24 protein-coding genes are annotated in these 25,593 nt (G+C 54.2%); 20 read left to right on the top strand and 4 right to left on the bottom strand.

What is annotated here, in order from left to right:
* Positions 1 to 101 precede the first annotated feature (101 nt).
* Genes steA through CBW46_RS06445 form a run of 3 tightly spaced genes read left to right on the top strand, consistent with a single transcriptional unit; the run spans position 102 to position 2,833 of the window.
* A complete protein-coding gene (steA, locus tag CBW46_RS06455; RefSeq protein ID WP_089199175.1) occupies positions 102 to 1,205 on the top strand; it encodes a putative cytokinetic ring protein SteA in 1,104 nt (367 codons plus the stop codon).
* 15 nt (positions 1,206 to 1,220) lie between these two features.
* The gene (locus tag CBW46_RS06450) at positions 1,221 to 1,934 is read left to right on the top strand and encodes a glycosyltransferase family 2 protein (RefSeq protein ID WP_089199174.1); all 714 of its coding nucleotides are present in this window, start codon (positions 1,221 to 1,223) and stop codon (positions 1,932 to 1,934) included.
* The gene (locus CBW46_RS06445) at positions 1,928 to 2,833 is read left to right on the top strand and encodes a hypothetical protein (RefSeq protein WP_165842210.1); all 906 of its coding nucleotides are present in this window, start codon (positions 1,928 to 1,930) and stop codon (positions 2,831 to 2,833) included. Before CBW46_RS06450 ends, CBW46_RS06445 begins: the two co-directional genes overlap by 7 nt.
* 51 nt (positions 2,834 to 2,884) lie before the next feature.
* Here CBW46_RS06445 and CBW46_RS06440 read toward each other — a convergent pair whose 3' ends face one another.
* Positions 2,885 to 3,154, bottom strand: coding sequence for a DUF2627 domain-containing protein (locus CBW46_RS06440; protein ID WP_089199172.1), 270 nt, complete (start codon positions 3,152 to 3,154; stop codon positions 2,885 to 2,887).
* A gap of 213 nt (positions 3,155 to 3,367) precedes the next feature.
* On the opposite strand from CBW46_RS06440, the gene lpdA reads away from it, so the two are divergent.
* From lpdA to CBW46_RS06420, 4 genes are all read left to right on the top strand, one after another.
* Positions 3,368 to 4,789 carry a dihydrolipoyl dehydrogenase gene (gene lpdA, locus CBW46_RS06435; RefSeq protein ID WP_089199171.1) on the top strand — a complete coding sequence of 474 codons (1,422 nt, stop codon included), beginning with the start codon at positions 3,368 to 3,370 and terminating at the stop codon, positions 4,787 to 4,789.
* Between the two features lie 105 nt (positions 4,790 to 4,894).
* Entirely contained in the window at positions 4,895 to 5,908 is a 1,014-nt protein-coding gene (locus CBW46_RS06430; RefSeq protein WP_089199170.1) for a thiamine pyrophosphate-dependent dehydrogenase E1 component subunit alpha, read from the top strand.
* Positions 5,908 to 6,888 (top strand): alpha-ketoacid dehydrogenase subunit beta, encoded by a 981-nt coding sequence (locus CBW46_RS06425; protein WP_089199169.1) that lies wholly within the window; start codon positions 5,908 to 5,910, stop codon positions 6,886 to 6,888. Before CBW46_RS06430 ends, CBW46_RS06425 begins: the two co-directional genes overlap by 1 nt.
* Positions 6,889 to 6,954: 66 nt before the next feature.
* Complete coding sequence (locus tag CBW46_RS06420) at positions 6,955 to 8,388, top strand: dihydrolipoamide acetyltransferase family protein (RefSeq protein ID WP_089199168.1); 1,434 nt, start codon at positions 6,955 to 6,957, stop codon at positions 8,386 to 8,388.
* A gap of 8 nt (positions 8,389 to 8,396) precedes the next feature.
* Here the strand turns inward: CBW46_RS06420 and prli42 are convergent, their stop codons facing one another.
* Complete coding sequence (gene prli42, locus CBW46_RS21220) at positions 8,397 to 8,492, bottom strand: stressosome-associated protein Prli42 (protein WP_165842209.1); 96 nt, start codon at positions 8,490 to 8,492, stop codon at positions 8,397 to 8,399.
* Between the two features lie 72 nt (positions 8,493 to 8,564).
* Here prli42 and CBW46_RS06415 point away from each other — a divergent pair, with 72 nt between their 5' ends.
* Both CBW46_RS06415 and CBW46_RS06410 read left to right on the top strand, forming a co-directional pair.
* Positions 8,565 to 9,704, top strand: coding sequence for a M20/M25/M40 family metallo-hydrolase (locus CBW46_RS06415; protein WP_089199167.1), 1,140 nt, complete (start codon positions 8,565 to 8,567; stop codon positions 9,702 to 9,704).
* 98 nt (positions 9,705 to 9,802) lie between these two features.
* A complete protein-coding gene (locus CBW46_RS06410) occupies positions 9,803 to 11,206 on the top strand; it encodes a DUF3866 family protein (RefSeq protein WP_089199166.1) in 1,404 nt (467 codons plus the stop codon).
* An 84-nt stretch (positions 11,207 to 11,290) separates the two neighbouring features.
* Here the strand turns inward: CBW46_RS06410 and mciZ are convergent, their stop codons facing one another.
* Complete coding sequence (gene mciZ / locus CBW46_RS06405) at positions 11,291 to 11,458, bottom strand: Z-ring formation inhibitor MciZ (protein WP_165842208.1); 168 nt, start codon at positions 11,456 to 11,458, stop codon at positions 11,291 to 11,293.
* 167 nt (positions 11,459 to 11,625) lie between these two features.
* On the opposite strand from mciZ, the gene CBW46_RS06400 reads away from it, so the two are divergent.
* The 4 genes from CBW46_RS06400 (at position 11,626) to fur (ending at position 14,690) form a co-directional block, all read left to right on the top strand.
* Positions 11,626 to 12,186, top strand: a complete 561-nt coding sequence (locus CBW46_RS06400; RefSeq protein WP_089199164.1) for an NUDIX hydrolase — start codon at positions 11,626 to 11,628, stop codon at positions 12,184 to 12,186.
* A 3-nt stretch (positions 12,187 to 12,189) separates the two neighbouring features.
* The gene (locus CBW46_RS06395; protein WP_089199163.1) at positions 12,190 to 13,377 is read left to right on the top strand and encodes an endonuclease Q family protein; all 1,188 of its coding nucleotides are present in this window, start codon (positions 12,190 to 12,192) and stop codon (positions 13,375 to 13,377) included.
* Between the two features lie 66 nt (positions 13,378 to 13,443).
* Positions 13,444 to 14,085: a stage II sporulation protein M gene (spoIIM, locus tag CBW46_RS06390; RefSeq protein ID WP_089199162.1), complete on the top strand. Its 642-nt coding sequence runs from the start codon at positions 13,444 to 13,446 to the stop codon at positions 14,083 to 14,085.
* A 158-nt stretch (positions 14,086 to 14,243) separates the two neighbouring features.
* A complete protein-coding gene (gene fur / locus CBW46_RS06385) occupies positions 14,244 to 14,690 on the top strand; it encodes a ferric iron uptake transcriptional regulator (RefSeq protein WP_089199161.1) in 447 nt (148 codons plus the stop codon).
* A 117-nt stretch (positions 14,691 to 14,807) separates the two neighbouring features.
* On the opposite strand, the gene lepB is transcribed toward fur, so the two are convergent.
* Positions 14,808 to 15,356 carry a signal peptidase I gene (gene lepB, locus CBW46_RS06380; protein WP_089199160.1) on the bottom strand — a complete coding sequence of 183 codons (549 nt, stop codon included), beginning with the start codon at positions 15,354 to 15,356 and terminating at the stop codon, positions 14,808 to 14,810.
* Between the two features lie 74 nt (positions 15,357 to 15,430).
* Between lepB and ald the strand changes: the two genes are divergently transcribed.
* From ald to CBW46_RS06340, 7 genes are all read left to right on the top strand, one after another.
* Positions 15,431 to 16,591: an alanine dehydrogenase gene (ald, locus tag CBW46_RS06375; RefSeq protein ID WP_243633186.1), complete on the top strand. Its 1,161-nt coding sequence runs from the start codon at positions 15,431 to 15,433 to the stop codon at positions 16,589 to 16,591.
* Positions 16,592 to 16,698: 107 nt separating this feature from the next.
* Positions 16,699 to 16,932 carry a DUF4227 family protein gene (locus tag CBW46_RS06370; protein ID WP_089199159.1) on the top strand — a complete coding sequence of 78 codons (234 nt, stop codon included), beginning with the start codon at positions 16,699 to 16,701 and terminating at the stop codon, positions 16,930 to 16,932.
* A 105-nt stretch (positions 16,933 to 17,037) separates the two neighbouring features.
* Positions 17,038 to 17,949 (top strand): site-specific tyrosine recombinase XerD, encoded by a 912-nt coding sequence (xerD, locus tag CBW46_RS06365; RefSeq protein ID WP_089199158.1) that lies wholly within the window; start codon positions 17,038 to 17,040, stop codon positions 17,947 to 17,949.
* Positions 17,950 to 18,391: 442 nt separating this feature from the next.
* The gene (locus CBW46_RS06355; RefSeq protein WP_165842207.1) at positions 18,392 to 21,736 is read left to right on the top strand and encodes a glycosyl hydrolase; all 3,345 of its coding nucleotides are present in this window, start codon (positions 18,392 to 18,394) and stop codon (positions 21,734 to 21,736) included.
* A 211-nt stretch (positions 21,737 to 21,947) separates the two neighbouring features.
* The gene (locus CBW46_RS06350) at positions 21,948 to 22,892 is read left to right on the top strand and encodes an ABC transporter permease (RefSeq protein WP_243633213.1); all 945 of its coding nucleotides are present in this window, start codon (positions 21,948 to 21,950) and stop codon (positions 22,890 to 22,892) included.
* Between the two features lie 58 nt (positions 22,893 to 22,950).
* Positions 22,951 to 23,817, top strand: coding sequence for a carbohydrate ABC transporter permease (locus tag CBW46_RS06345; RefSeq protein WP_424446027.1), 867 nt, complete (start codon positions 22,951 to 22,953; stop codon positions 23,815 to 23,817).
* A 48-nt stretch (positions 23,818 to 23,865) separates the two neighbouring features.
* The gene (locus CBW46_RS06340; RefSeq protein ID WP_089199155.1) at positions 23,866 to 25,407 is read left to right on the top strand and encodes an extracellular solute-binding protein; all 1,542 of its coding nucleotides are present in this window, start codon (positions 23,866 to 23,868) and stop codon (positions 25,405 to 25,407) included.
* Positions 25,408 to 25,593: the final 186 nt, after the last annotated feature.

The raw sequence follows: 25,593 nt of genomic DNA, 5'->3' as shown, positions 1-25,593 counted from the left end.
TTTTTGTGTTCCCAGGGATGAATGAGAAAAGCCTTTCCTACAAAAAATAGGGAGCAGCCGGCGGCTACAATTTTACAGGCATAAGAAAGCGAAGTGGTGCTATGGCAGTCAGAAGAAGTGTTGTGCAGGCCGAAATTGCCAGAGGGGTGGCGTACACGGATACGGTGACGAAGCGGCTGCTCCGCCAAATCGTTCCGGAAAGCATCGCAGTTATCCGTCATGACGATCTGGACGATCTGGCAGCGGATGGTTTGCTCCAGGCACGGGTGAAAGCTGTGATCAACGCTGGCTGCACGATGTCTGGTACCATCCCATCAGAAGGGCCACGGCGGCTATTGGAACAAGGCGTTCCCATCGTGGAGATCGCTCCGTCGTATTTTCCCCTGTTGCAAAACGGTATGGAAGTGTGTCTCATGAAGGATAGCATTCTCGCTGGCGGGGCGATAATTCCGAGTTCATTTTTCACCAGGGAGCGCTGGCATACACAATACGAACAAGCCAAAAATGCCCACAACGAGCAGCTTAAGCAATTTATCGATAATACGCTGACTTTCGCGGCACTCGAAAAGGAATTGGTGCTGGAGCCTTTGCGCTGTCCACATCTGAGAACGGTCCTCAAGGGGCGTCAGGCGCTGATTGTGATTCGAGGTAAACGACATCACGAAGATTTGGCCGCGCTCGGCAGCTACATCAGCCGTACACGCCCGGTGCTGATCGGTGTCGATGGCGGTGCGGACGCGCTGCTGGAGCACGGACTGACGCCGCAAATTATTATCGGGGACATGGACAGTGTCTCCGATCGGGCGCTGCGGTGCGGCGCGGAGCTGGTCGTGCATGCATACCGCAGCGGACGGGCGCCAGGATTAACGCGCATTATGGAGCTGGGATTGTCCGCTGTTGTCGTGTCATGCTGCGGCACGAGTGAAGATTTGGCACTGCTTTTGGCCCACGATTTGCATTGCGAACGTATCGTTACGGTGGGACTTCATACCAATATGTATGATTTTTTGGAAAAAGGTCGGAGAGGAATGGGCAGTTCCTTGCTGGTTCGCATGAAGGTAGGCCACAAATTAATCGACAGCCGGGGCGCTGCGGACATCATCAGTCTCCCCGAGTCAATCGTCCGGCCACAGGCTGCGGCGAATGTATTCACTCGCTGGTTCCCATTTATGTTTCGTAAGCTGTTCTCTCAGGTGAGAAATTAAGGAGGCCATTATAATATGAAAACGCACCCTGCGCTGTCCATTATCGTGCCGGCACGCAACGAGGAGCTGCGCATTGCTGAGACACTGGCGGCTGTTCGCAGTGCCAGCCAACAATGGAATGGCTTGTCCTCGATCCCTGAGCTGGAGTTAATCGTCGTCGATGACGGCAGCAGTGATATGACGTATAGAAGGGCCGCCCATTGGGCTGACGTTGTCGTACGCCACCCGACCTGCTGCGGCAAAGGAAAGGCTTTGTCCACCGGTAAGCATGCGGCGAGAGGGAATGTCCTTGTTTTTCTGGACGCCGATCTCGGTGCGTCTGCCCGCTTTTACCCCGAATTAGCTCTGCCGGTGTTGAACGGCCTAGCGGATATGGTTATAGCGCAGCTGGCCGGGGCGGCCCGGCCGGGCGGGCTCGGGCTGGTAAAAAAACTCGCCAAGCAGGGCGTGTATGGCTTGTCCGGATTCAGTGCTTCCGCGCCTCTGTCCGGTCAACGGGCTGTCCGGCGTGAAGTGTTGGAACGAATCGGCCGCTTATCGGGCGGGTTCGGCGTAGAGGTGGGCCTTACCATAGATGCGGTAAAGCTGGGCTACCGGGTACTGGAACAGCCGGTACCGTTCGCCCACCGCGAGACAGGCAGGGACCTTCACAGCTGGCTGCATCGCGGAAAACAATTATGTGCCGTCGGCGGTACGCTGTGGCGCTGGTGGAGGCAGCCCGTATGCTGACAGCAGGCTATGTCATACTGCTTATGATGTCTGTTGCTTTTGCGAGAGCCGCACTTGATCTCGTTCGACGGTTCTTGCAGGATCATGATATGGTGGACCTGAATTTTAGAGGAGAGCGTATCCCGACGGCCTGTGGACTGCTGCTGCCGCTGCTTCTCGCAGCGGAGGTCGCTGTGCGCTTGATTGCGGACCGAGCGGTCACAGCTGGCGGCACGGGACCGACCGTGGCGGCGGCGCAAGATGCAGTGGTGTTTTGGACGTATGGATTGGGGGTTGGTCTGGTGGCTTTCGTGGGGTTTATCGACGATGCGATGGGTGTTAAGCATGTCAAAGGTCTGTCAGGACATTGGAGCGAGTGGCGCGAGCAGCGCGTGATCAGCACGGGTGTGGTGAAAGCAGGCGGTACGGCGATAGCCGCGCTTTGGTTTGTTCTGCCGATCAGCCGGAATGAATCAATTTGGCAGATTGTCTGTCAAATTGTGATGCTTGCGTTGATGGCGAACGGCGTCAATCTGCTTGACGTTCGGCCCGGACGAGCGTTGAAAGTTTTTTTTCTGCTGTTCGCCGCAATCGCAGTGGAGGCTACCGCATCAGGTTATACCAGCTGGTACGGCTGGCAAGGCGCGCTGCCTTATGTACTGCCGGTCCTCGCCGGCGCATGCGCTCTGTTTCGCCCGGATTTGCAAGGCAAGCTCATGATTGGCGACAGCGGTGCGAATGTGCTTGGATTCGCCGCAGGCTGCTGGAGCATCATGTTTTGCAGCGCGGCTCTGCAAATCGCAATGTTGGCCGCATGTGTATTACTGCACGGGCTGGCATGGCGCAGCTCTCTGTCGCATGCCATTGAGCGCCACCCGCTGCTGCTATGGCTGGACCTTCTGGGCCGCGGCAGAACATGAAAAGAACCGTCTTATAATAACAAAGGGAGCCGCATCTCGCCGTGCTGGCTCCTATTGCTTTTTGCGTTTCGCTTTGAACCGGGGGGCGACATAGTTTCGTTTCCGGTCTCGGAAGAAGGTCCAGCCGCCGATGAACGCCGTGCCGGCCAAGAATAGTACGAAGCCGATTATTAATTTTCCCCACTGGATGTGGGGTTCAGTTTCAGCCGCTCCAAATTGGGCGAACCAAGCATCCTTCATCGAGAGAAAACCGTAGGTGGCCATCGCCCCTGGGACAACCAACAGCATCACGGCTACAAACCGCATGAGCGTATTTTTCATAATCATCTCCTTTTTCAACTATACTATCTCGCACCGCACGGAGGGTTATCTCATAGCGCCGCCGACAGTAATACGGCTGTCCAAATAAACTATACACTAAAGCAGCTTTCCAGCGCCAACAGTGAATTCCTGCTGGTTTCGGAAGATGGACTATATTTCTCATAGTAATTAGGGTTACAATAGGAGAATCATAGACTCAGGAGGTTTAAAAGCATGACGCAAGCTTTCGACATCGTCATCTTAGGCGGGGGCACGGGAGGATACATAGCCGCGATCCGCGCGGCACAGTTAGGAAAAACGGTAGCTGTCGTGGAGCGCAGTAAGCTGGGAGGCACATGCCTGCACCGCGGGTGCATACCCAGCAAAACGCTGCTGCGCAGTGCGGAGCTGTACGCCACCATGCGTCAGAGCGAGGATTACGGAATTGAAGCTGATTCCGTCAGGTTGAACTTTGCCAAGGTGCAATCACGTAAGCTCAGCATCGTAGAGCAGCTGCATAAAGGCGTACAATATTTAATGAAGAAACATAACATACAAGTTTATTACGGGATAGGCCGCATCATTGGGCCCTCCATTTTTTCACCGAGAAGCGGGTCTGTGTCCGTTGAGCAGGAAGACGGGGAGATAGTGACGCTAGTCCCTGACAAGCTGATCATCGCAACGGGTTCCAGGCCGAGGGAAATTTCAGGCATGGAGATAGACGGCATACATGTGCTTAGCAGCGATCACGCTTTGGAGCTGGAAGAGCTGCCCGCATCCATGATCATCGTCGGCGGGGGTGTAATTGGTGTGGAGTGGGCTTCGATGCTCGCTGATTTTGGTGCACAGGTAACGGTGATCGAGTACGCTCCGAATATTTTGCCAGCGGAGGATGCGGACATTTCGAAAGAAATGGAGAGGCTGCTGAAAAAACGGGGCGTCCAAATCATGACCAACGCCCAGCTTTTGCCTGAAAGTGTGCGTATCGATGGAGGACAAGTCCTGCTGTCCATTGCAAGCGGGGCAAAAACAAAGCAATTGCAAGCAGATAAAATACTGCTGAGCGTCGGCAGACAAGCGAATGTCGAGGGCATCGGCCTTGAAAGTACGGACGTGAAGCTTGACAATGGGGTAATTCGTGTAAATGATCACATGCAGACGACAGAGTCTCACATTTATGCGATCGGAGATGTGAATGGCGGTCTTCAGCTGGCGCATGTCGCCGGCCATGAGGGGATTGTCGCGGTGGAGCACGCCTGCGGCCTGCGACCTGACGCGTTCGCAGCACACCAGGTGCCTCGTTGTGTCTATACGCGGCCGGAGGCGGCATCCATCGGCTGGACCCAGGCGCAGGCCGAGGCTCAGGGCTACGATGTGAAGATCGGCCGTTTTCCCTTCTCCGCAGTAGGCAAGGCATTGGTGCACGGGGACACCGACGGCTTCGTGAAAGTCATTGCTGACAAACAAACCAACGATATTCTCGGCGTTCATATGATTGGACCACATGTCACCGATTATATTTCGGAAGCGGCACTCGCCCAGCTTCTCGACGCAACCCCGTGGGAGGTCGGGCACTCGATTCACGCTCATCCGACCTTATCGGAAGCGCTGGGAGAGGCAATGCTGGCGGTGGATGGGCGAGCGATCGGCATTTAACGCAAAATAATTGTGTTCATTTCACGATGAGATTATAATATACTTATAGCGGCAAGTATTAGTACCTAGTCATAAGTAGGGATGAAGAATAAGGGGGTTGCACCCATGTCGATCGGCCAGTTAATGAAGCACCGCAAGCTTGGATTGTCGGACGAGCGCGCAGTGGATATGTATAAATACATGCAGAAGGCTAGAAAGTTCGATGAGCGCGGCTTTCTGCTGCAGCGTTCCGGCAAAATTGCTTTTCATGTGTCCGGGATCGGCCAAGAGGCCGCTCAAGTTGCCTCAGCGTTTGCGCTTGAGCAAGGAAAGGATTATTTTTTGCCGTACTACCGGGATTACGGGTTTGTTTTATCCGTGGGTATGACCATGAAGGAATTGATGCTGTCCGTTTTTGCCAAGGCTGAGGATCCGAACAGCGGAGGCCGCCAAATGCCGGGGCATTTCAGTCACAAGAAGCTGAACATTGTGACGGGCTCGAGCCCGGTCACCACGCAGGTGCCGCACGCCGTAGGCTTCGCGCTCGCTGCGAAAATGCGAAAGAAGGATTTCGTTTCGTTCGTTACGTTTGGCGAAGGATCCAGCAACCAGGGCGATTTCCATGAAGGCTGCAATTTCGCCGGAGTACACAATCTGCCTGTGATCATGATGTGTGAAAACAATCAGTATGCAATTTCCGTGCCGATTCACAAGCAAGTGGCGGGGAGTATCGCAGAACGTGCCGTCGGGTACGGTTTCCCTGGCGTGAAAGTAGACGGCAACGATGCGCTCGAAGTGTACCGCGTGGTAAAGGAAGCACGGGAGCGGGCGGTTCGAGGGGAAGGACCTACCTTGATCGAAGCCGTCATGTACCGCGTGTCGCCGCACTCTACTTCCGATGACGATATGCTGTACCGCACAAAGGAAGAAGTTGAAGAGCAGCGTGCTAAGGACGCCATCCCCAGGTACCGCCAGTATTTGGTGAGCTGCGGATTGTGGAGTGACGAGCAGGAGGCGGACCTGCTGGAACAGCTGAAAAAGGAAATTAACGAAGCTACGCAGTATGCCGAGCAGGCTCCTTTCCCTAAGCCGGAGGACACGCTGCTTCACGTGTATGCTGAGGAGGGAGAGACGCGGTAATGGCGGTTATCACTTATTTGGAGGCCATTCGTTCTGCGATGTCAGAAGAGATGGCGCGCGACGAATCGGTTTTTGTGTTAGGCGAGGACGTGGGCAAAGGCGGCGTGCTCAACGCAACCAAAGGGATGCGTGACACGTTTGGCGAGGAACGCGTGATGGATACCCCGCTGGCGGAATCTGCGATTGCCGGTGTGGCGATCGGCGCGGCGATGTACGGGATGAAGCCTATCGCAGAAATGCAGTTCGCCGATTTTATCTTTCCTGCGACGAATCAAATTATAAGCGAAGCGGCACGCATCCGTTACCGCTCTAACAACGATTGGAACTGCCCAGTTGTTATTCGAGCGCCTTACGGGGCGACCGGCGGCGGCGCGCTGTATCATTCGCAGTGCCCGGAGTCGGTGTTTTTCGGTACGCCGGGGCTAAAGATGGTAGCTCCTTCCAACCCCTACGACGCGAAGGGCTTGCTCAAAGCCGCTATAAGAGATGCGGATCCTGTGCTTTATTTTGAGCATAAAAAATGCTACCTCGGCGTGACCGGTGAGGTGCCGGAAGAGGACTACATAGTGGAAATCGGCAAGGCCGATGTGAAACGCGAAGGAACCGATATCACAGTCATTTCATATGGAATTACGGTGCAATATGCCTTGCAAGCTGCGGATGAGCTGGCCAAGGAAGGCATTAGCGCGCACATTCTTGATCTGCGCACCATCCAGCCGTTGGATAAAGAAGCGATTCTGACAGCCGCCGCGAAAACAAGCAAAGTGCTGATCATACATGAAGATAACAAAACAGGCGGGGTTGGCGCCGAAGTGTCGGCGATTATCGCCGAGGAAATGCTGTTCGATTTGGACGCGCCGATCAAACGCCTTTGCGCACCGGACGTGCCCGCTGTCGGCATGAATCCGCCGATGGAGAAGTTTTTCCTGCTGAGCTCTGACAAAATAAAGGAAGCCATGCGCGAGCTGGCACTGTTTTAGCAAGCACTGATGATATACAGCAGAACTCGCTTTCCCTGCAGGGAAAGCCCGTAGGAGGATATGTACATGACACAAAACACCAGGGAAACCGAAGTGGCGGTGCCGCATCTTGCGGAAAGTCTGGTTTCTGCGACTATCGGCAAGTGGTTAAAGCAGCCCGGTGACTACATAGAGGAATATGATGCCTTGTGTGAGCTGATCACAGACAAGGTTACTACGGAAATGCCGTCGCCGGTTGCGGGCCGGCTCACTCGGCTGTTGGTGAGCGAGGGGCAGACTGCGGCCGTCGGCGAGGCGATTTGCGTGGTCGAGGCCGTTGATGGTGCCGATACTCAAAGCGGGAGGGCTGTGGCTGTGGATGGCGCCGCCGCCGTGGACAGCCGTGCGGTTGGACAGGGCGCCGAGTCGGCCGATGAGAGCATGCGAAGCCGATACTCGCCATCGGTACTGAAGCTTGCGGCGGAAAAAGGTATCCGCCTGGAGGAAGTCAGCGGCACAGGCTTAGGAGGACGCATAACACGCAAAGATGTTGAAGCTTATGCAGCAGCCGGACTTGGCCGTGCTCAGGCAGCGCCGAGCACAGGCACCGGATTTCAAGCTGCTGGCGCAGCCAAGAGTGGCACTGCATTGCAGGGTGCTGCGGCGTCGAACGACGGATCAGCCGGCAGCCGCACGCCGGTGGCAGACGCGTGGGCAGCTGAGCAGAGACCGAAAGATGAACCGCTGCGTTCCACAGGTATTCATCTTTCACATAACCCGGCCATCCCTAACATCGAGGTGGAAGGTCAACAGCTGGAGGGCCGCGGGGAATATTTGATCGATGTGACACCCATTCGGAACATGATCGCGAGTCGCATGCGCCAAAGCGTGAGTGAAATACCGCATGCTTGGACGATGATCGAAGTGGACGTGACTAACCTTGTGCATTTACGCAACAAGCTGAAGGACGAGTTCGTAAGGCAAGAAGGAATCAATTTAACCTATTTGTCTTTCATGATCAAGGCCGTCGTCAACGCGATAAAGGATTATCCGATCATCAATTCGGTCTGGGCTGTGGACAAAATCATCGTTAAGCGGGACATCAATATTTCTTTGGCGGTCGGTACGGAAGATTCCGTTGTGACACCAGTCATCAAAAAGGCCGACCAAAAAAATATTGCCGGTCTGGCCCGTGAAATCGAGGATTTGTCACGGAGGGCCAGAGCCGGCAAATTGTCGCTCGATGATATGCAGGGGGGGACTTTCACGGTTAACAACACCGGTTCCTTCGGCTCGATCGCTTCGTATCCGATTATCAACTATCCGCAGGCGGCGATTATCACTTTTGAATCTATTGTAAAGAAGCCTGTGGTAATCCAAGATATGCTTGCGGTGCGGTCCATGGCCAACCTGTGCTTGTCCTTGGATCACCGTATATTGGACGGTGTGATCTGCGGACGTTTCCTTCAGCGGGTTAAGGAGAACCTGGAATCGTATGACGAGAACACAAAATTGTATTAATCACGCGTCTACACGAATAGATTTACGGTAAATAATACTGAGCTCAGCAGCATGGAAGCGATCATGATGTAGATAATAATTTTAAACAACAGCTTGTTTCGCACCGAATTCAACTCCTCTTCATTTCAGTTACTTTTAGTAATATATTAACTTAAAGCGAGCATTGGAGGAAAGAGATGATTCAGGAAAATCGATTGGTACAGGAATTCATCGAATTGGTACAGGTGGATAGCGAAACTGGGCATGAGCAGGAAATCAGCAGGGTGTTGAAGCAGAAGTTTACCGAACTCGGCCTGAAAGTCGAAGAAGATGACGCAGCGGCCAAGACCGGACACGGCTCAGGCAATCTGATTTGCACCTTGGCGGCCACGACAGACCGGCAGGTCCCGAGGCTGTTTTTCACCTCCCACATGGACACTGTCACGCCGGGAAAGGGCATCAAGCCGCAGATCGGTGATGACAAGGTCATTCGCAGCGATGGCACAACGATCTTGGGCAGTGATGATAAGGCCGGTTTGGCAGCCATGTTTGAAGCGATACGGGTGCTGAAAGAGCAGAACATTGAGCATGGCTTGATCCAATTTGTTATCACCGTGGGGGAAGAGGCAGGCCTGAAGGGATCTCGCGCGATGGACGCCAAGTGGCTGCAGGCGGACTACGGTTATGCGCTTGATTCCAACGGTGACATCGGTGACATCGCGGTGGCTGCCCCTACTCAGGCAAAGATTGGCATCACATTCACAGGCCGCTCGGCGCATGCCGGCGTAAATCCTGAGAAAGGCGTCAGCGCCATCACCGTAGCCAGCAAGGCGATATCCAAGATGTCGCTCGGCCGTATAGATAACGAAACGACAGCCAATATCGGCCGATTTGTGGGCGGTGTGAGCGGCGCGACCAACATTGTCGTCGACCATGTCGAGCTGGAAGCCGAAGCGCGCAGTATCGTACAGCAGAAGCTGGACGCGCAGGTCGATGCGATGCGAAAAGCGTGTGAGGACGCAGCTGCTGCGATGGGAGCTACCGTCGATTTCCAGAGCGAAATAATTTATCCTGCCTACATGTTTGATGACACGGCACCGGTCGTGCAGCTCGCAATGGATGCACTGAAAAAAGCAGGCTGCACGCCGCGCACGTTTCACTCAGGCGGCGGCAGCGATGCCAATGTATTTAACGGTCTGGGTGTACCGACAGTAAATCTGGCTGTGGGATATGAGCACATCCATACGACGAAGGAACAGATTGCCATCAAGGATTTGGTGAAGGTCTCGGAAGTTGTGGTGCGGATCGTGCAGGAAGCGGCAAACCAGTCTCAATGAAAATTGGGAATCGTCACAGATTGTGTGGCGATTTTTTATTTGTGCGGCGCATATATCTAAAAGGTATGGAAATGGCGAACTCAAAGAGGTGATATGCGTTGCTCGAGTGGAAGCTCGGAACGGTTCGCAATGCCAGCGATGAATGTGAGGGCGTCGCCATGCAGGAAGCGGAAGTTGTGCTGGACGACGGTACACACGCGACAGCCGCACATTATACAGATGTGCTTCCTCGGCTTGTGTCGGGTGATCGAGTGCTGCTCAACACGACAGCCGTCTCCCTGGGTCTCGGCACGGGCGGAATTCATTTCGTGCACGCAATCCTGCCGCGCACCGGCAACCCTCACGCTGCGGCAGATATCTTTGCTCCTCGTGTGGAGGCTGTCGGCACCGGGGCCGTGCCGCATGGCGCGGCAGGGATACGTCTCCGCCGCACCGGCAGTCAGACAGCCTATCCGCCCAAGCCCTCGGGTGCCGCAAAACGCATAGCCCGTCAGCTGCCAGGGAGTACGGCCGCCTGTGGTACAGCTGCTGCCGGATCTGGCGCGGCTGATAACAGCGCGGTCTCAGACCGCTTTGCCAACAGTGCTATAGATGACCGAGGCGCACAGAGGCGTCACGCGAGGCGGGATTACTTCACGAATCAGGGGCATATCATGAAGCTGCGGTATACCTCCCTGCAGCGGGCGGTGCTGGCTGCCGAGGAGCCCGCGAGCCCGTATCACGGCCTGTTCCGCGCCGACCCGCAGACGTTGGAAGGAATGCCGGTGCTGGTAGGCGAACTTCACAGCATGCTTCCCGCCGCGGTATGCTTCCTCCGCCAACTGGCACAAAAACACGGCAGGCAGTGCCGTATCGCGTACATCATGTCGGACGGCGGGGCACTTCCCATCGCACACAGCAGGCATGCCGCGGCGTTGAAGAAGCTTGGCTGGCTGACGGGAACGGTCACCTACGGCCACGCCTACGGCGGTGATGTTGAAACCGTAAACAAGTTTACCGCTTTGCTCGCGGCTAAGCACGTGCTGCAAGCCGACATAGCTATCGTGGCCATGGGTCCGGGCAGTGTGGGTACTTCCACACGGCTCGGCTTCAGCGGGGCGGAAGTGGGGGAAATTCTCAACGCCGTGGCGCAGCTCCAAGGGCAGCCTGTTATCATACCCCGCCTGAGCTTTGCCGACCCCCGGGAGCGGCATTACGGCATCAGCCATCATACCATCACAGTCCTCCGAGATATAGCCCGCGATGGTATGCTGATAGCGCTGCCACAAGTAATAGCCGAGCAGCACATGCAGCATCTGCAGCAGCAGCTGGCGTTGGCGGGACTGGGCGAACGCCATAAAATCCAATGGATGCGAACAAGCTCCATTGACGAGACCGGTTACATTTTGAGCGCTTATCCGTACGCGATCAGTTCCATGGGGAGGCCTCTTGAGCAGGACCCTGTGTTTTTTGCGGCAATCGAGGCCGCGGCAGCGCTCGCCTGGAAGTTGGCTCCGGAATAATTAAAATGGTACAATGAAAGGAGGCATGAGCCTACCTCGCCTCGTAATCTGGACCTCACACACTGACCGAAGGTATGCGGTGGCCTAACGCTGCGTTAGTCCGCTTTGAGCACTGTAACCGGTCAATTCGGTCAAATACTCTTGTAATTTCATATCTGTATGTGCCCGCTGCCGAGCCAGCGTTAAATACCGCCTAATCTCCCACACACGGCCCACCAAGCGAATTTGGTTGTCGCTAACATATGTTTTCATAGAATATCGCCTCGTTTCATCATGATAAGATCGTTGATATACCTTATTCAATGGCTGGACGAGATATGCTAAGAAATCTATAAACATAGCGTTATATGGTATAATTAAGCGGATGTTACTAGCTTTTACCCACTTTTTTCTATTTTACATGCATAGGAGGCAATAAATTGTCAACACCTATAGATAAAAAATTTGAAGAGATTACCATCTCTTCTCAGCCGATATTTGAAGGGCGCGTCATTTCCGTTCATGTTGATACCGTGCAGCTGCCGAACGGGGCGATGTCAACCCGAGAGATCGTAAGACATCCCGGCGCTGTTGCGGTGCTGGCGCTGCTGGACGACCGTATGCTGGTAGTGGAGCAGTACCGTAAGCCGCTGGAACGAAGTCAGATTGAAATCCCTGCGGGGAAACTGGAGCCGGGGGAAGATCCGGCGGAGGCTGCAAAACGCGAGTTGGAAGAAGAAACCGGTTACCGCTGCGCCAATCTGAAGCATCTCAGCTCGTTCTACACTTCGCCGGGCTTCTCCGACGAGATTTTGCATCTATATGTTGCGGAACATCTCGTGGAAGGTAACATCCATCTGGATGAGGATGAGTTTCTGGAATGCGAAGCGATTACGCTGGAACAAGCTCAGCAGTACATCCGGGAACAACGTATCAGCGATGCGAAAACAGTGGCCGCGGTTTATGCTTGGCAGCTGTACAAGCTCACGGGGAGGTTCTAATTCGTGGAACTGAACCGTTTTTACGCCGACCTGCACATACACATTGGACGCACCGAAGAAGGACAGGCTGTAAAAATCAGCAGTTCCAAAGATTTAACGTTTTATAACATTGCGCATGAAGCCTCGGAACGCAAGGGCATGGAGATGGTGGGCATTGTTGACTGCCAGTCACCGGCCGTGCAGCGCGAAATGATGCACTATTTGGACAAGGGTGAAATGGAGGAGCTGGCCGGCGGGGGCATCCGTTATCATCGTACGACGGTGATTCTCGGATGTGAGATTGAGGTGCGCGATCCGGGCATGGGACCAGCGCATCTGCTAGCTTATTTACCGACGCTCGATGTGATGCAGGACTTCACCGAGTGGCTCAGCAAGCATATGAAAAATGTGAACTTGAGCTCGCAGCGCATTTACGTGCCAGCCAGAGTACTGCAAGCAGAGGTGGTCGGACGTGGCGGTCTGTTGGTTCCAGCACACGCTTTCACCCCTCATAAAAGCGTCTACGGCAGCGGGTCAACCCGGATGGAGCATCTGCTTGATCTGGAGCATATTGCCGGCGTAGAGCTTGGCTTAAGCGCGGATACCGAGATGGCAGGCTACATTTCTGAATTGGATTGCTTCCCTATCCTTACTAACTCGGACGCCCATTCCTTAGCCAAAATCGGCCGGGAATATAATGTCCTTCAACTGGCGGAGCCCACCTTCGAGGAGCTGCGCAAGGCACTGAGCAATCGGGAAGGCAGAGCTGTGGCCGCCAACTATGGCTTGAATCCGCGGCTGGGCAAATACCATCGGACTTATTGCTCGCACTGCAGCTCTATTTTGGATGAAGAGGATACTGCCGTGGAGCTGTGCCTTTACTGCGGCAGTCAACGTATTGTTCGCGGCGTGGTGGACCGCATTATAGCCATTGGCGATCGCCCGAAGGGACAGCCATGTGTACCTGCTCACCGTCCTCCATACTATTATCAGGTACCCCTGCAATACATTCCTGGACTGGGACCTAAAAAGCTGAACGCACTGCTGGAGCGATTCGGCACGGAAATGAATCTCCTGCACAAGGCTAGTCGAGCTGAACTGGCGGAAACAGCCGGAGCAGAAATTGCGGATTATATCGTTCTAGCGCGAAGCGGCTTATTAACACTGCAATCCGGCGGCGGCGGTCATTATGGCAAGGTGACGGGAAAGTGAGGAGCTGGTCATATTTTCCTTGGATTTGTCATATGCTTGTACCAATCGTCCAAGGGAGGCAGCCACATGAAAAGGAACCGTTCGCTGCAGCTGTATATGAAGGAGCATTTGTCGTTGTACATTTTCGTAGGGGTTATTTTCATCACGGGCGTTGTCTTCGGGGCAGTCATGGTGGGCGCGCTTTCACCGGAACAAAAACAGGAGATCCTGCGTTACCTGAGCAACTTCTTTTCCTCTGTAGAACAAGGCGTATTCACCGATGTGAAGTCTTCTTTCCAACAGTCGTTCGCGCTGCACATAAAATGGATATTGATCATATGGGTGCTCGGTATGTCCGTGATTGGGCTGCCGCTGATCCTTATTCTGGATTTTCTCAAAGGAGCATTGATAGGGTTTAGTGTCGGTTATTTAGTCGGCCAATTCTCATGGCCGGGATTGTACTTCGCTCTCGTTTCCGTAGCGCCGCAAAATCTGATCATCATCCCTGCGCTGCTTATCTGCAGTGTGACAGCGATAGCGTTCTCCATACATTTGGTCAAGCATCGTTTTATGGCCCGCAAAGGTACATTTTATGAGCCTTTCATGCGCTATTGCGGGACCGTCCTGGTGTCCGGCATATTGCTGGCGGGCGTGGCACTGTTCGAAGCGTATGTGTCTCCGGTGATGATGAAATGGGTGACTCCGATGCTGATCACCATAGCGTCTTAGTGCACAGTGATCATCCGAACGTTTGACTTTACGGTTGGCCTCCACCTATAATGTTAGTTAAAGCCCAGCAGATGCATTCCTGTCGGGTTATGGAACTGGGCGACAGGCTTACGCAGAAGGTTTTGTATTGTTATCGCAAAACCCGTAGGGGGAGGAACATGGAATCTCGCATCGAAAAAATAAAACAGCAATTGCAATCTCAGGGGTATAAACTTACTCCTCAGCGGGAAGCGACCGTACGGGTCCTGTTGGAGAACGAGGAAGATCATCTCAGTGCGGAAGACGTGTTTATGCTTGTGAAGGATAAAGCGCCGGAAATCGGTTTAGCTACTGTATACAGAACACTCGAGCTGCTGACCGAGCTTCATGTCCTTGAGAAAATGAATTTCGGCGACGGCGTAGCACGGTATGATTTGCGCAACGACAGCAATCATCATCATCATCATCATTTGATATGTGTGCAATGCGGCGCAGTGGACGAAATTATGGAAGACTGGCTGCTGCCGCTCGAAGAGCGATTGGGCAAAGAATATGGCTTTCACGTATTGGATCATAGATTAGATTTCCAAGGGATCTGCCATCGGTGCAGCGGCAAAAGCAAATAATAACAAATGGAACCAAACCTTCACTTCCGCGAAGTGAGGGTTTTTTTGTCTCTTTTTCATGCAAATCCCGCACAATGCAGAAAGTGCCCCCGAAGGGGCACTGCATGATCTGATTGATCAGATTTTGACGCCTAGCACGTGTTCCAGCGGAATGGTACCAATGTTGCGGCTGTCCTTGCTGTTATTCCGGTTATCTCCCATAACAAAAAGATGTTTTTCCGGCACTACGATTTTTTCCGTCGACGTGTAATTCATCCGCTCTTTCAAGTAAGGTTCGTCCACCGGTTCACCGTTGCGATACACCCGGTGGTCTTTGAACTCGAGGACATCGCCGGGCTTGCCGATCACACGCTTGATGTAAAAATGATGATCCGCCTCGCCTCGGAGCAGCGCTATCAACGGGTGTTCCAGCACATCGTCCACGACGCTGCGGTCGCGTGCCACACGGCTGTCAATGACGACGATATCCCCATAATTCGGCTCTTGCTGAAAAGTGTGCGAAATTTTCGAAACAAAAATCCGCTGTTCACTATGCAGCGTGGGATCCATCGAGTGTCCCAGCACATTGGTTGGTTGAATAATGAAAATGCCGATTAATAATGTGCAGAGGAACGCGATGCCAATGGAGCCGGCCCAACTGCGGATTTCACTTATAATTTTGTTCATTGCAGTCCCCTCCCGGCAAGATTCCCCATAAAGTATAGCACGGCGGCTTGCGTCTTTTCAAAGGTTGCAAGGCGATGAAAGGGGCGAATGGCATGGTCAAAGTGTGCACGATCGGTATCCCGAAAGAAATCAAAGAGAGCGAACTGCGTGTCGCATTAACACCCGGCGGCGCCGGCCTGCTGCACCAGCGTGGGCATCAAGTTCTGGTACAGAGCGGAGCCGGCGAGGGCAGTGGTTTCGCCGACGGCGACTACGCCAACGAGGGTGCTGTTGTGGTTGAACGGGCGGCGGATGTATGGTCACAAGCGGATATTGTGATGAAGGTGAAGGAGCCGCTTCCCGCGGAATATGTTTTGTTTCGGGAAGACCTCATCTTGTTCACGTACCTGCACCTGGCGGCGGAGCCAAGCCTCGTCGAGGCATTGGTAAAAAGCAAAGTGACGGGCATCGCCTATGAAACGATACAGCTGCCGGGCGGCAGCCTCCCGCTGCTGACTCCGATGAGCGAGGTGGCGGGCAGGATGTCCGTCCAGGTCGGGGCGCACTTTCTCGAGCGCTTTTATGGCGGCAGGGGCATTCTATTGGGAGGTGTGCCCGGCGTGCCTCCGGCGGATGTAATCATTGTCGGAGGGGGTACGGTCGGCACGAACGCGGCTAAAATGGCGCTCGGACTTGGTGCGAACGTCGTTATTATCGATCGCAGCGCAGAACGTCTGCGTTACTTGGACGATTTGTTTCACGGTCGTGTCAGAACGCTGATGGCTAATCCATACAACATCGCCAGCGCTGTGCAGAAGGCTGATTTACTCATCGGGGCGGTGCTTATACCCGGTGCCAGAGCGCCGAAGCTCGTCACCGAGGAAATGGTGAAGCAAATGAAGAACGGCGCGGTGATTATCGACGTGGCTGTAGACCAGGGCGGCTCCATAGCGACAGTTGACAGGGTGACTACGCACAGCGACCCGGTCTATGAGAAGCATGGCGTAATGCATTATGCCGTGGCGAATATGCCTGGAGCTGTGCCGCGGACTTCCACTCTGGCGCTAACTAACGCGACCTTGGATTATGCTGCTCAGCTGGCGGACAGGGGTATAGTTTCCGCGTTGGCTGGCAGCCCGGAGCTGCGGCTCGGCGTGAATACCTATCAAGGTCATGTTACCCATCCGGCGGTAGCGGCCGCGGTCGGTCTGCCTTATACAGCCATAGAAGCTCTGCAGCCCACTGCCGAAGATTGACACATAAAGCCCGTCTGACAGTCATAGTCTAACTATTAGGAGGCATGTCAGCTCCGAAGAAGGAGGCCATGCCATTGTGGTGCGACTTGATATGAGGAGGGGATTCCATGGTCTTGTATGTTCGCAGATGGGTGGAGTGGAGTAAGTACGTGATTTTGTTTGTCGTGTTCACCTACGCGCTCTATCATATGCTTATAACGGTGAGCCAGTGGATAGAGCCAACTGAACGTTACAAAGAGCCGACGGGGAGAGCGGTGAAGGTATTCAACAATCATCTCTCGCTCTCCGATCAAGGTAGCATGGGGGATCGTTTGAAATTATTTTATTGGCTCGGTGAATAACGTTTGATGCTGGCAGGATTCTGCCCTTGCCATGTTGAAATTCTACTATAAGGATTCGCCAAGTTTGGCATAGCTGAGTGGAATGAGATAGGAAGGGAAATCAGCATGAATAACGAATTACAGCGGTTTAATCAATTTTTGGTTAACGAACGGGGACTGTCCCCCAACACATTGGAGTCCTATGAGCGGGATATTGCCCAATACCTCGCTTTTTTGAAACAGCAGGATATACAATCGCTCAAAGACACGAAGAAATTACATATCTCGAATTATCTGATTCATCTAAAACAACTGGGCCGGGCAGCGGCAACACAGTCGAGAACCATGGTGTCTATTCGTGCATTTTACCAATACCTAGTGCGCGAGCGGCTGCTGGAGCATGATCCTTCGCTGTATATGGAGACGCCGAAATTGGAAAAACGCGTACCCACGGTTCTTACGATCGGCGAAGTGGAAGCACTGTTAGATGCGCCTCACACGGAAACCCCCAACGGCATGCGTGATAAGGTGATGCTTGAGGTGCTGTATGCAACTGGCATTCGGGTGTCTGAGCTCATTTCGTTGAACGTCGATAACCTAAATTTGGATATGGGGTTCATTCGTTGTGCGGGCAATTCATTGAAGGAGCGGATCATACCGTTAGGTGGGATCGCGGCGGACTACGCTGCGGCCTATCTGAAGACGATGCGGCCAAGGCTGCTGAAGCCAGACAAGGCTGAAGATGCTCTTTTCATCAATCACTTGGGTACACGGATCACACGGCAGGGCTTCTGGAAAATTATCAAGCGGTACGCCGCAGACGCACAGATCACAGCGGAGATCACACCGCACACGATACGGCATTCATTTGCGGCCCATTTGCTGGAAAATGGTGCCGACTTGCGCTCGGTGCAGGAAATGCTGGGACACGCGGACATTTCCACAACACAAATCTACACACACGTCACCCGCAGCAAAATGAAGGAAGTGTACGACAGCTCCCATCCGCGTGCAAGGCGTAAAATAGTTGAGCAGTGACGGAAGAAAGCATCCGTCAGCCTGCAAAGCCGCGGAAACGGGCACGAGGCATTCATTGCCACAGCCCGGGAGTTGGGCAGGCGACTTCATCCCCCTTTTAGCAGCGGACATGCAGCATAAAAAAGCTGTCTGCGCCGCTGAAAAGGGGCTTTTTCACATTGTCGTGTTTTTGGTCCTCCCAGTCCTCCCAGTCCTCCCATCTCCTCGCACGCTTGCCAAACCACCAACTGCCTACTTATTCTATCCCATCATCTCGCTGTCGCCAGTGCTCAATGAAGTCGCTCCAATGATTCTCTCCGGTATAGTGTAAACATTGCAAAAAAGTGCAAATTCCCGTTTGCGTATGGACAAAAAAGTGTCATTGTTTACAAGCCTGCCTATGCTATACAGTCAAAGAGGAGAAGAAGAAGACTGTGAAAAGCATAACGGGAGGACTGTCCAAATGAACATGCAGCAGTTTGAAAACCCTTCAGCTGAGTATCGAATTCATCCTTTTTGGTTTTGGAACGGGGCAATGGAGGACGACGAAATTCGCCGGCAAATCGCGGAAATGTCTGACAAAGGGGTGGGCGGCTTTTTCTTGTGCGCGCGGCAGGGGCTGACGATCCCTTATTTATCACAGGCCTGGTTCGAAAAGGTACGTATGGCGGTCGAAGCCGCTAAGTCTCACAACATGCATGTATGGCTTTACGACGAATATCCGTATCCGAGCGGCATTGCCGGAGGCGAGGTGATTTTGCAGCATCCTGAAGCGAAGCACGTGACGCTCGAGCATCGGACTGTGCGTGCCAAAGGCGGCGAGAGGCTATCCATCGAGCTTCCGTGGGGGCGGGTGCTGTATGCGAAGGCGGCGCCAGTTCAGGCGGACGGCGCGATAGCCTGGCAGCAAGCGATCGACATCGCATCGCACATAGGTAATATTCAGGCGGACCCCGTATTCCAGAAAACAGGCTTGACCGCGTACACGCAGAAGCGCTTTTTTACATACCGGACCGTGCTGCAGCTCGTTTGGGAAGTGCCTCCAGGCGAATGGGAAGTAACCGTTTTTCAGGAAAAAGAAATCGAAGATTTCAAATATTACGGCACGTTCGTCGATCCGTGCAACCGCGAAGCGATGGAAACGTTTATCCGGCTCACCCATGACCGGTATGTTCCGGTTGTCGGCGATCATTTTGGGGATACCGTTAAGGGCATGTTTACCGATGAGATCGGGCTGCTCGGGCGAATTCCGTGGTCTCCGCACATTGCTGCCGAGTTTGAGGCGCGAAACGGCTACAGCTTGCTCGCGCAGCTGCCGGCGCTTGTCGACGGTTCTTATGGCGACGCGGCGAAAGTCCGCTACGATTACTATCAGACCGTCCATCTGCTGCTGAGGGAGGCGTATCACGAAAAAGTACACGACTGGTGTGAGCGCAACGGACTGGAGTATGTCGCCGAAGTGCCGGCGGTCCGTCTGACGACCCAGAAGCACAGCCATGTGCCGGGCGGCGACTCGGCCCACGAAAAGCTCGGACGTTCGCTCGATTGGGTGCTGCGCAAATATTATGGCAGTATCCGGGCTAACCCTAAAATGGTGAGTTCCTTAAGCCGCCAGCTTGGTCGCACGCGCAATCTGATCGAATGCTTTCACAGCGTCGGTTGGTCGATGACGCTGCAGGACGCGCGCTGGATGATCGACCGGTTGGCTGCATTGGGCACCAATTTTTTCAATTTTCACGCATTCTATTATACGATGGACGCATTGGCCAAGCATGATGCGCCGCCATCGCAGTTTTTGCAAAATCCGTATTGGAAGCATTTTCGACTGCTGGGCGATTACACCGGTCGGCTCAGTTACTTGATGAGCGTGGGCAAGGCGGATGTGCGAATCGCGCTGCTCGATCCGGTCACCTCGATGTGGACGCACATGGGCAACCCGTTCCACAGCTTTGACTACAGCGGCAATGATGGCGATGAAAAAAGCCGCCTGGAGCTATTGAAGCGCGACTGGGCGGATATAGGTGTCGGCCTGCTCAAGCACCGCTTCGATTATGACCATCTCGACCCCGAGCTGCTGGCCGAGGCCGATGTGACGGGAGGAACGATCGCGCTCGGGCATGCCGCATATACGGTGCTGATTATCCCGCCCGTCACCAATCTGGAAGCGGCGGCTTGGCAAACCATCCGCGCGTTTCTGGAGGCGGGGGGAACCGTGATAAGCGTCGGGTTGCTGCCGTATGACGTGATCGAGGCCGGCAGCCCCGACGAGACGGAAGGGATGCTTGTGTTCGGCGTCGCGCAACCGCCGGCAAGTGCATACTGGGCGGGGACCCGCGCAGCAGCTGCTGGCGAAGCAGACGCAGCCGCTCAGCAAGCGGCAGCACAGGGGCCCTCCGGCGGAGCATACTTCCTGCCGGTGTCAGCCGAATGCGGTGTGGCAGGCCTGCTGCCGCCGCTGGTAGCGCTGCTGGATGAGGTGGAGCCCCGCCCCGTCACTGTGGACGCCGAGGCAGATGCGCAGTGCTTCCTGATGCAAACGCGATTGATGGGCGACGGCTCGGCGGTGGTGTTTATCAGTAACCAGGAGGGAGCCGAGCAGCAGGTGTCGATTACAGTGGCTGCCGAGCGGCTATTCAGCAAGGAAGCCGCCGCCGGCTGCTCCGGCCTGCGTGCCTCGCTGCTGGACTTGGAAACCGGCGGCTCGCATCCGCTTTCTGTGCAGCGGTGCGCAGCAGACGCGAGATGGCAGGCCAAACTCACGCTCGCGCCGTATGAAGCGCAGCTTGTGAAGCTGGAGGCTGATAGCGGTGACGCAGCCTCCGCTCCATCCACGGACAATACCGCTGTGTCGTCCGCATGGCAGTTGCGCATCGACGCGGCCGCCGCTTGGGACATTTCCCCCGAAACGAAAAATGTGGTGAGATTCGATGATTTTTTGCTGTCGACCGGGGAGAACGGGGAAGGGCCGGAATGGCCGGTCAAAACGAAAACGTTTATCGATCAATGCTCCGATCTCGCCGAGAACCGTTCGTTCGCCGTCCGCATGCAGCAGACGTTCGGTACGCCGATGCGGGTGAACATGGCGTATCCAGTGTCCTGCATCTACCGTGCCGAGTTCGTTGCGGGGACGGTGCCGGCCGACTGTGAGCTGTTTATGGACCAAAGCGCAATCGCCGGCGATTGGTTATTGTACATCAACGGTGAGCAGGTAAACCGTGACCGGTTTGCGGCAGCCGAAGTCTATGATCATCGTAACATCGCCGCCCCGATCGCGGATTTGCTGCGCACGGGGACGAACGAGATAAAGGTGCAGGTGGTCATTGCGCACGATTGGGACGGGGTCACGGACCCGCTGTATATTCGCGGCAGCTTCGGCGTGTCCTTCGGGAACGACGGCGGACCGGTGCTCGTTGAAGCTCCTCGTAAGGTGAACGCTATTGAAGGCGATCCGGTGATTGGGTATCCGTATTACGCCGGCCAGCTGTCCTACCGCCGAATGATTGAGGTCCCCGAGAAGCCCGATACGGAGCGGTTCGAGCTCGTTTTCGGCGGATGGGACCCGCATTTTCACGATTGCATGGAGGTGCTGATCAACGGACGCTCGTTGGGCGTACGGCCGTGGACGCCATACCGCTGGACGGGAGCTGTGGAATGGCTGCGCGAAGGCAGCAACGCCTTGGAGGTCCGTGTGACCAACACGCTCGTTGGCTTGCTGGACGGAACTACTTTTGACTATCGCTCTCACACGCTAAAACCGTTTGTGGAGGCCGCGCAGTCAGGCGGTGGTTCTCCCGCGCACGTGCGCTAGGCAGCAGCGCCGCAGCGGTAATTATCCGGGTAATACAAACTCTGCAAAAAAGTGCAAAGCGGAAGGAACCGCGGCGGTGAACGCCGCTCCTCCCGCTGCAAAAAAATATAATTGTTTTGCAAGGTTACGATGCTTTACGGTTAGAACATCCAAGACAAGGGAAGGAGGAGCAGCCATGACCAACAATAACCGAAACCAAGCGTCGCACATGATGGCGGACTCGCCAAATGCCGCACAATCCGTCGGCCGCAAGCCGCGGCTTTGGCTCGATCTGCGAAGGGACAAGTATTTGTATCTATTGGCGCTGCCCGGCCTGTTGTTCTTTCTCGTCTTCAAATATGTCCCGATGTGGGGCGTGCTCATCGCCTTCCAAAACTATTCGCCGTACACCGGGATGATGGAGAGCGAGTGGGTGGGCCTCGAGCATTTCGTCGAGTTTTTTTCCAATCCGGATTTCACGCAGCTTTTCCGCAACACGATGGCGATCAACCTGCTCAACCTGTTTCTGTTTTTCCCCCTGCCGATCCTACTGTCGCTGCTGCTGAATGAGCTTCGCATCGAAGCGTATAAACGGTTCGTGCAGTCCATCGTTTACATGCCTCATTTTCTATCCTGGGTCATTATTGCCGGATTAACCTTCCTTATGTTCGCCAAAGGGGAAGGGCTGGTCAACAAGCTGCTGGAAGCGCTGGGGTTCGCACGAATCGATTTTTTAACGAACCCGGATTTGTTCTGGCTCAATCTGACGCTGCAGTCGATCTGGAAGGAAACCGGATGGGGGACGATTATTTTTCTAGCGGCCATCGCCGGCGTTGACCCGCAGCTGTATGAAGCGGCTAAAATGGACGGTGCCAGCCGGATTCGCCAGATGTGGCACGTCACATTACCGGCCATCCAAAACGTAATCGTTATTTTGCTCATTTTGCGGCTTGGACATATGATGGACGTAGGCTTCGAGCAGGTGTTCCTGATGTACAACGGCGCTGTGTCGCAGGTTGCCGAGGTGTTCGACACCTATGTGTATCGCGTGGGCATCCAGCAGGGGCAGTTCAGCTTCAGTACGGCAGCCGGTTTGTTCAAATCGCTGGTCGGGCTGCTGCTCGTGGTTATCGCTAATAAGCTGGCCAAAAAATTTGGCGAGGAAGGCGTGTACTAGAGTTGTCACAGTGTACTAGCCGTGACTTTAACAGCAAGCAAGGAGGAGGGTGATACCATTGAGAATGTCATTGGGAGATCGAGTATTTAACGTGATGAACATTGGGTTTCTCGGGCTTGTCGCGCTGATTACGTTTTTTCCGATCTACTATGTGTTCATCGTGTCGTTTACGGATTCGACGGAATATCTGACCAAACCGTTCGTGCTCTTTCCGGAAAAATGGTCGCTTGACGCGTATCGTTACTTATTGTCAACGGATGCGTTCGTCCGTTCGATCGGCAACAGCGGATTTTTGGCTACGGTCGGCACCATGTGCAGCTTGGCCGTGACAGCAGCTCTGGCTTACGCTTTGTCCAGAAAGCGCTTACGGGGTCGGAAAACGTTTCTGATGCTCATCTTGCTGACCATTCTGTTTAATCCGGGCATTATCCCGAACTATTTGGTGGTGCGCGAGCTGGGGTTGCTGAACAGCATTTGGTCACTGATTATTCCGGCGTTGGCCAGCGGATGGAACGTGATTTTAATGAAAGGTTTTTTTGATAGCATTCCGGTTGAACTGGAGGAGTCGGCGGCGATCGACGGCTGTAATGACATCTCCATCTGGTTCCGCATCATTTTGCCGCTATCCTTGCCGGCTCTGGCCGCCTTCGGTTTGTTTTATGCGGTCGGGTTCTGGAATCAATTTTTTAACGCACTCTTGTATTTGAATGATCCGGAAAAATGGCCGATTCAGGTTCTGCTGCAAAATCTGCTGATTTCTTCGTCCAACAGCGAGCTGACGTCGGACTCGTTCATACAAGCGCCTCCTACGGAAACGCTGAAAATGTCCGCTGTCATTATCGCCACGGTCCCGATTCTGATCGTGTATCCGTTCCTGCAAAAGCACTTCGCCAAAGGTGCGATGGTGGGTTCGGTCAAAGGATAAAGAGCGGCGCACACTTTTAACAATTTGAAAAAAAGGGTGGGGTATTACATGAAGTACACAAAACAATCCCTTTGCGCAGTGTTGGCGTTATCTACCCTGCTTGCCGCGTGCAGTAGCGGAGCGGGCACCGATCAAGCCGGACAAAGCGCGGGAGAAGCCGGGCAGGAAGCACCGCTTGAAGTTAGCGTCATGGTGCACTTTTTGAACCAGCAGCCGGCGGCGGACGACAATCCGGTGAAGCAGCTGATCGAGAAAGCGACGAATACGAAGCTGAAAATCCAGTGGGTGTCGTCCAACAACTATAACGATAAGCTCAATGTGATGCTGGCCTCCGGCGATTTTCCGGATCTGACTTTTATCAGCGACCCGTTCACACCGGTATTCCGCAATACGGCTGCCCAGGGTGCATTCTGGGAGATCGGGCCGTACATCAAGGATTATCCGAACCTGGTGAACGGGATCAGCAAAACGGCCTGGGATCTGACCAAAATGGCCGACGGCAAAAACTACGTCATTCCGCGGCCCCGCCCTTCCGAAGCAGACTCTTTTTTCGTCGTGCGAAAGGACTGGCTGGATAAACTGGGCATGAAGGTGCCCGCTACCACCGATGAATTGTACGAGGTTATGAAAGCGTTTGTCGAAAAGGACCCCGACGGCAACGGCAAAAACGACACAATCGGCTTGGCCGCCAATACGGACCCGAACAATCAGGCGAGCCCCATCGGCACGCTTGGATATATCGAGAACTCGTTCACCGGAGTGAACGGTAAATGGAAATGGATGGACGGCAAAATGGTGCATACGTCGCAGCTGCCCGAGATGCGTAAGGCGATAGAGTACATGGCCAAGGCGTATCAGGAAAAGCTGATACCGGCCGACTTCGCATCGCTAAAGGGTACTCAGGTCCGTGACATGTTCGACGCCTCCAAAGCCGGAATCAGCGTGGAAAAAGCCGGTACGATGCGCGATCACTATGATCGGATCATTAAAATCGACCCCAACTTTAAGGAAACTGAGTTCTATCCGGTGACGAATATCAACGGCTTTAATCCGAAGGGACCGGGCTTTGCCGGTGCGCTCGCGATTTCCAAAAAGGTGCCGGAAGCAAAAATGAAACGGATTCTCAAGATGATCGATACTTGGATGAAGCCGGAAGTCTTTGATTACCAGCAATATGGCATCGAAGGCGTGCACCATACGGTAAAAGACGGAGCCAAGGTCGTAAATACGGAAAAGTACAACGCCGACAGCATTTCGGACTTCAACCAGATCGTCTATGTCGCCGATCCTTACGCGAGCTCGACCAAGCATTATTTCAGCAAGCAAGCGAACGAGTTGTACAAACAAATTCAGGACGAGCGTGCCAAAACAAGCGTTGCCGACATCAGCACGGGCCTGTTTTCGCCGACCGCACAAAAATCACTACCGGAGCTTGAGAAAAAGCTGGCTGATTTGAAAACGAAAATCATCCTTGGACGCGAGCCAATGACCGCGTGGGATGACATGGCGGCCAAGCTGAAAACCGATCCGGATTTGACCAAAATGAGCGAAGAGCTCACAGCAGCGTACAAGAAGCGCAATGGCCAATAGAGTACAGCACCTCACCAGCCGGAGGCAGGGTCATTTATCCCTGCCTCCGGCTAAGGTATTTTTTGTCACGGAGAGGCCGCTCATTCTCGAGCGGCCTCGGCTCGTTTTAGTTTACTCTGCACATGAAGGACAGGAAACCGGAGTCCGCTGACGAATACATTTATGACAAATCGTAGGGAGGGGGAG

It is taken from the genome of Paenibacillus xerothermodurans (assembly GCF_002220865.2).
GTDB lineage: Bacteria > Bacillota > Bacilli > Paenibacillales > NBRC-103111 > Paenibacillus_S > Paenibacillus_S xerothermodurans.
The sequence above is the reverse complement of the archived record's forward strand: the minus strand, read 5'-3'. Positions and strand labels throughout refer to the sequence as shown.

Coding starts and splice junctions, on each gene's coding strand:
- steA (WP_089199175.1), top strand. CDS start 102: ATGGCAGTCAGAAGAAGTGTTGTGCAGGCCGAAATTGCCAGAGGGGTG.
- CBW46_RS06450 (WP_089199174.1), top strand. CDS start 1,221: ATGAAAACGCACCCTGCGCTGTCCATTATCGTGCCGGCACGCAACGAG.
- CBW46_RS06445 (WP_165842210.1), top strand. CDS start 1,928: ATGCTGACAGCAGGCTATGTCATACTGCTTATGATGTCTGTTGCTTTT.
- CBW46_RS06440 (WP_089199172.1), bottom strand. CDS start 3,154: ATGAAAAATACGCTCATGCGGTTTGTAGCCGTGATGCTGTTGGTTGTC.
- lpdA (WP_089199171.1), top strand. CDS start 3,368: ATGACGCAAGCTTTCGACATCGTCATCTTAGGCGGGGGCACGGGAGGA.
- CBW46_RS06430 (WP_089199170.1), top strand. CDS start 4,895: ATGTCGATCGGCCAGTTAATGAAGCACCGCAAGCTTGGATTGTCGGAC.
- CBW46_RS06425 (WP_089199169.1), top strand. CDS start 5,908: ATGGCGGTTATCACTTATTTGGAGGCCATTCGTTCTGCGATGTCAGAA.
- CBW46_RS06420 (WP_089199168.1), top strand. CDS start 6,955: ATGACACAAAACACCAGGGAAACCGAAGTGGCGGTGCCGCATCTTGCG.
- CBW46_RS06415 (WP_089199167.1), top strand. CDS start 8,565: ATGATTCAGGAAAATCGATTGGTACAGGAATTCATCGAATTGGTACAG.
- mciZ (WP_165842208.1), bottom strand. CDS start 11,458: ATGAAAACATATGTTAGCGACAACCAAATTCGCTTGGTGGGCCGTGTG.
- spoIIM (WP_089199162.1), top strand. CDS start 13,444: ATGAAAAGGAACCGTTCGCTGCAGCTGTATATGAAGGAGCATTTGTCG.
- fur (WP_089199161.1), top strand. CDS start 14,244: ATGGAATCTCGCATCGAAAAAATAAAACAGCAATTGCAATCTCAGGGG.
- lepB (WP_089199160.1), bottom strand. CDS start 15,356: ATGAACAAAATTATAAGTGAAATCCGCAGTTGGGCCGGCTCCATTGGC.
- ald (WP_243633186.1), top strand. CDS start 15,431: ATGAAAGGGGCGAATGGCATGGTCAAAGTGTGCACGATCGGTATCCCG.
- CBW46_RS06370 (WP_089199159.1), top strand. CDS start 16,699: ATGGTCTTGTATGTTCGCAGATGGGTGGAGTGGAGTAAGTACGTGATT.
- xerD (WP_089199158.1), top strand. CDS start 17,038: ATGAATAACGAATTACAGCGGTTTAATCAATTTTTGGTTAACGAACGG.
- CBW46_RS06355 (WP_165842207.1), top strand. CDS start 18,392: ATGAACATGCAGCAGTTTGAAAACCCTTCAGCTGAGTATCGAATTCAT.
- CBW46_RS06350 (WP_243633213.1), top strand. CDS start 21,948: ATGGCGGACTCGCCAAATGCCGCACAATCCGTCGGCCGCAAGCCGCGG.
- CBW46_RS06340 (WP_089199155.1), top strand. CDS start 23,866: ATGAAGTACACAAAACAATCCCTTTGCGCAGTGTTGGCGTTATCTACC.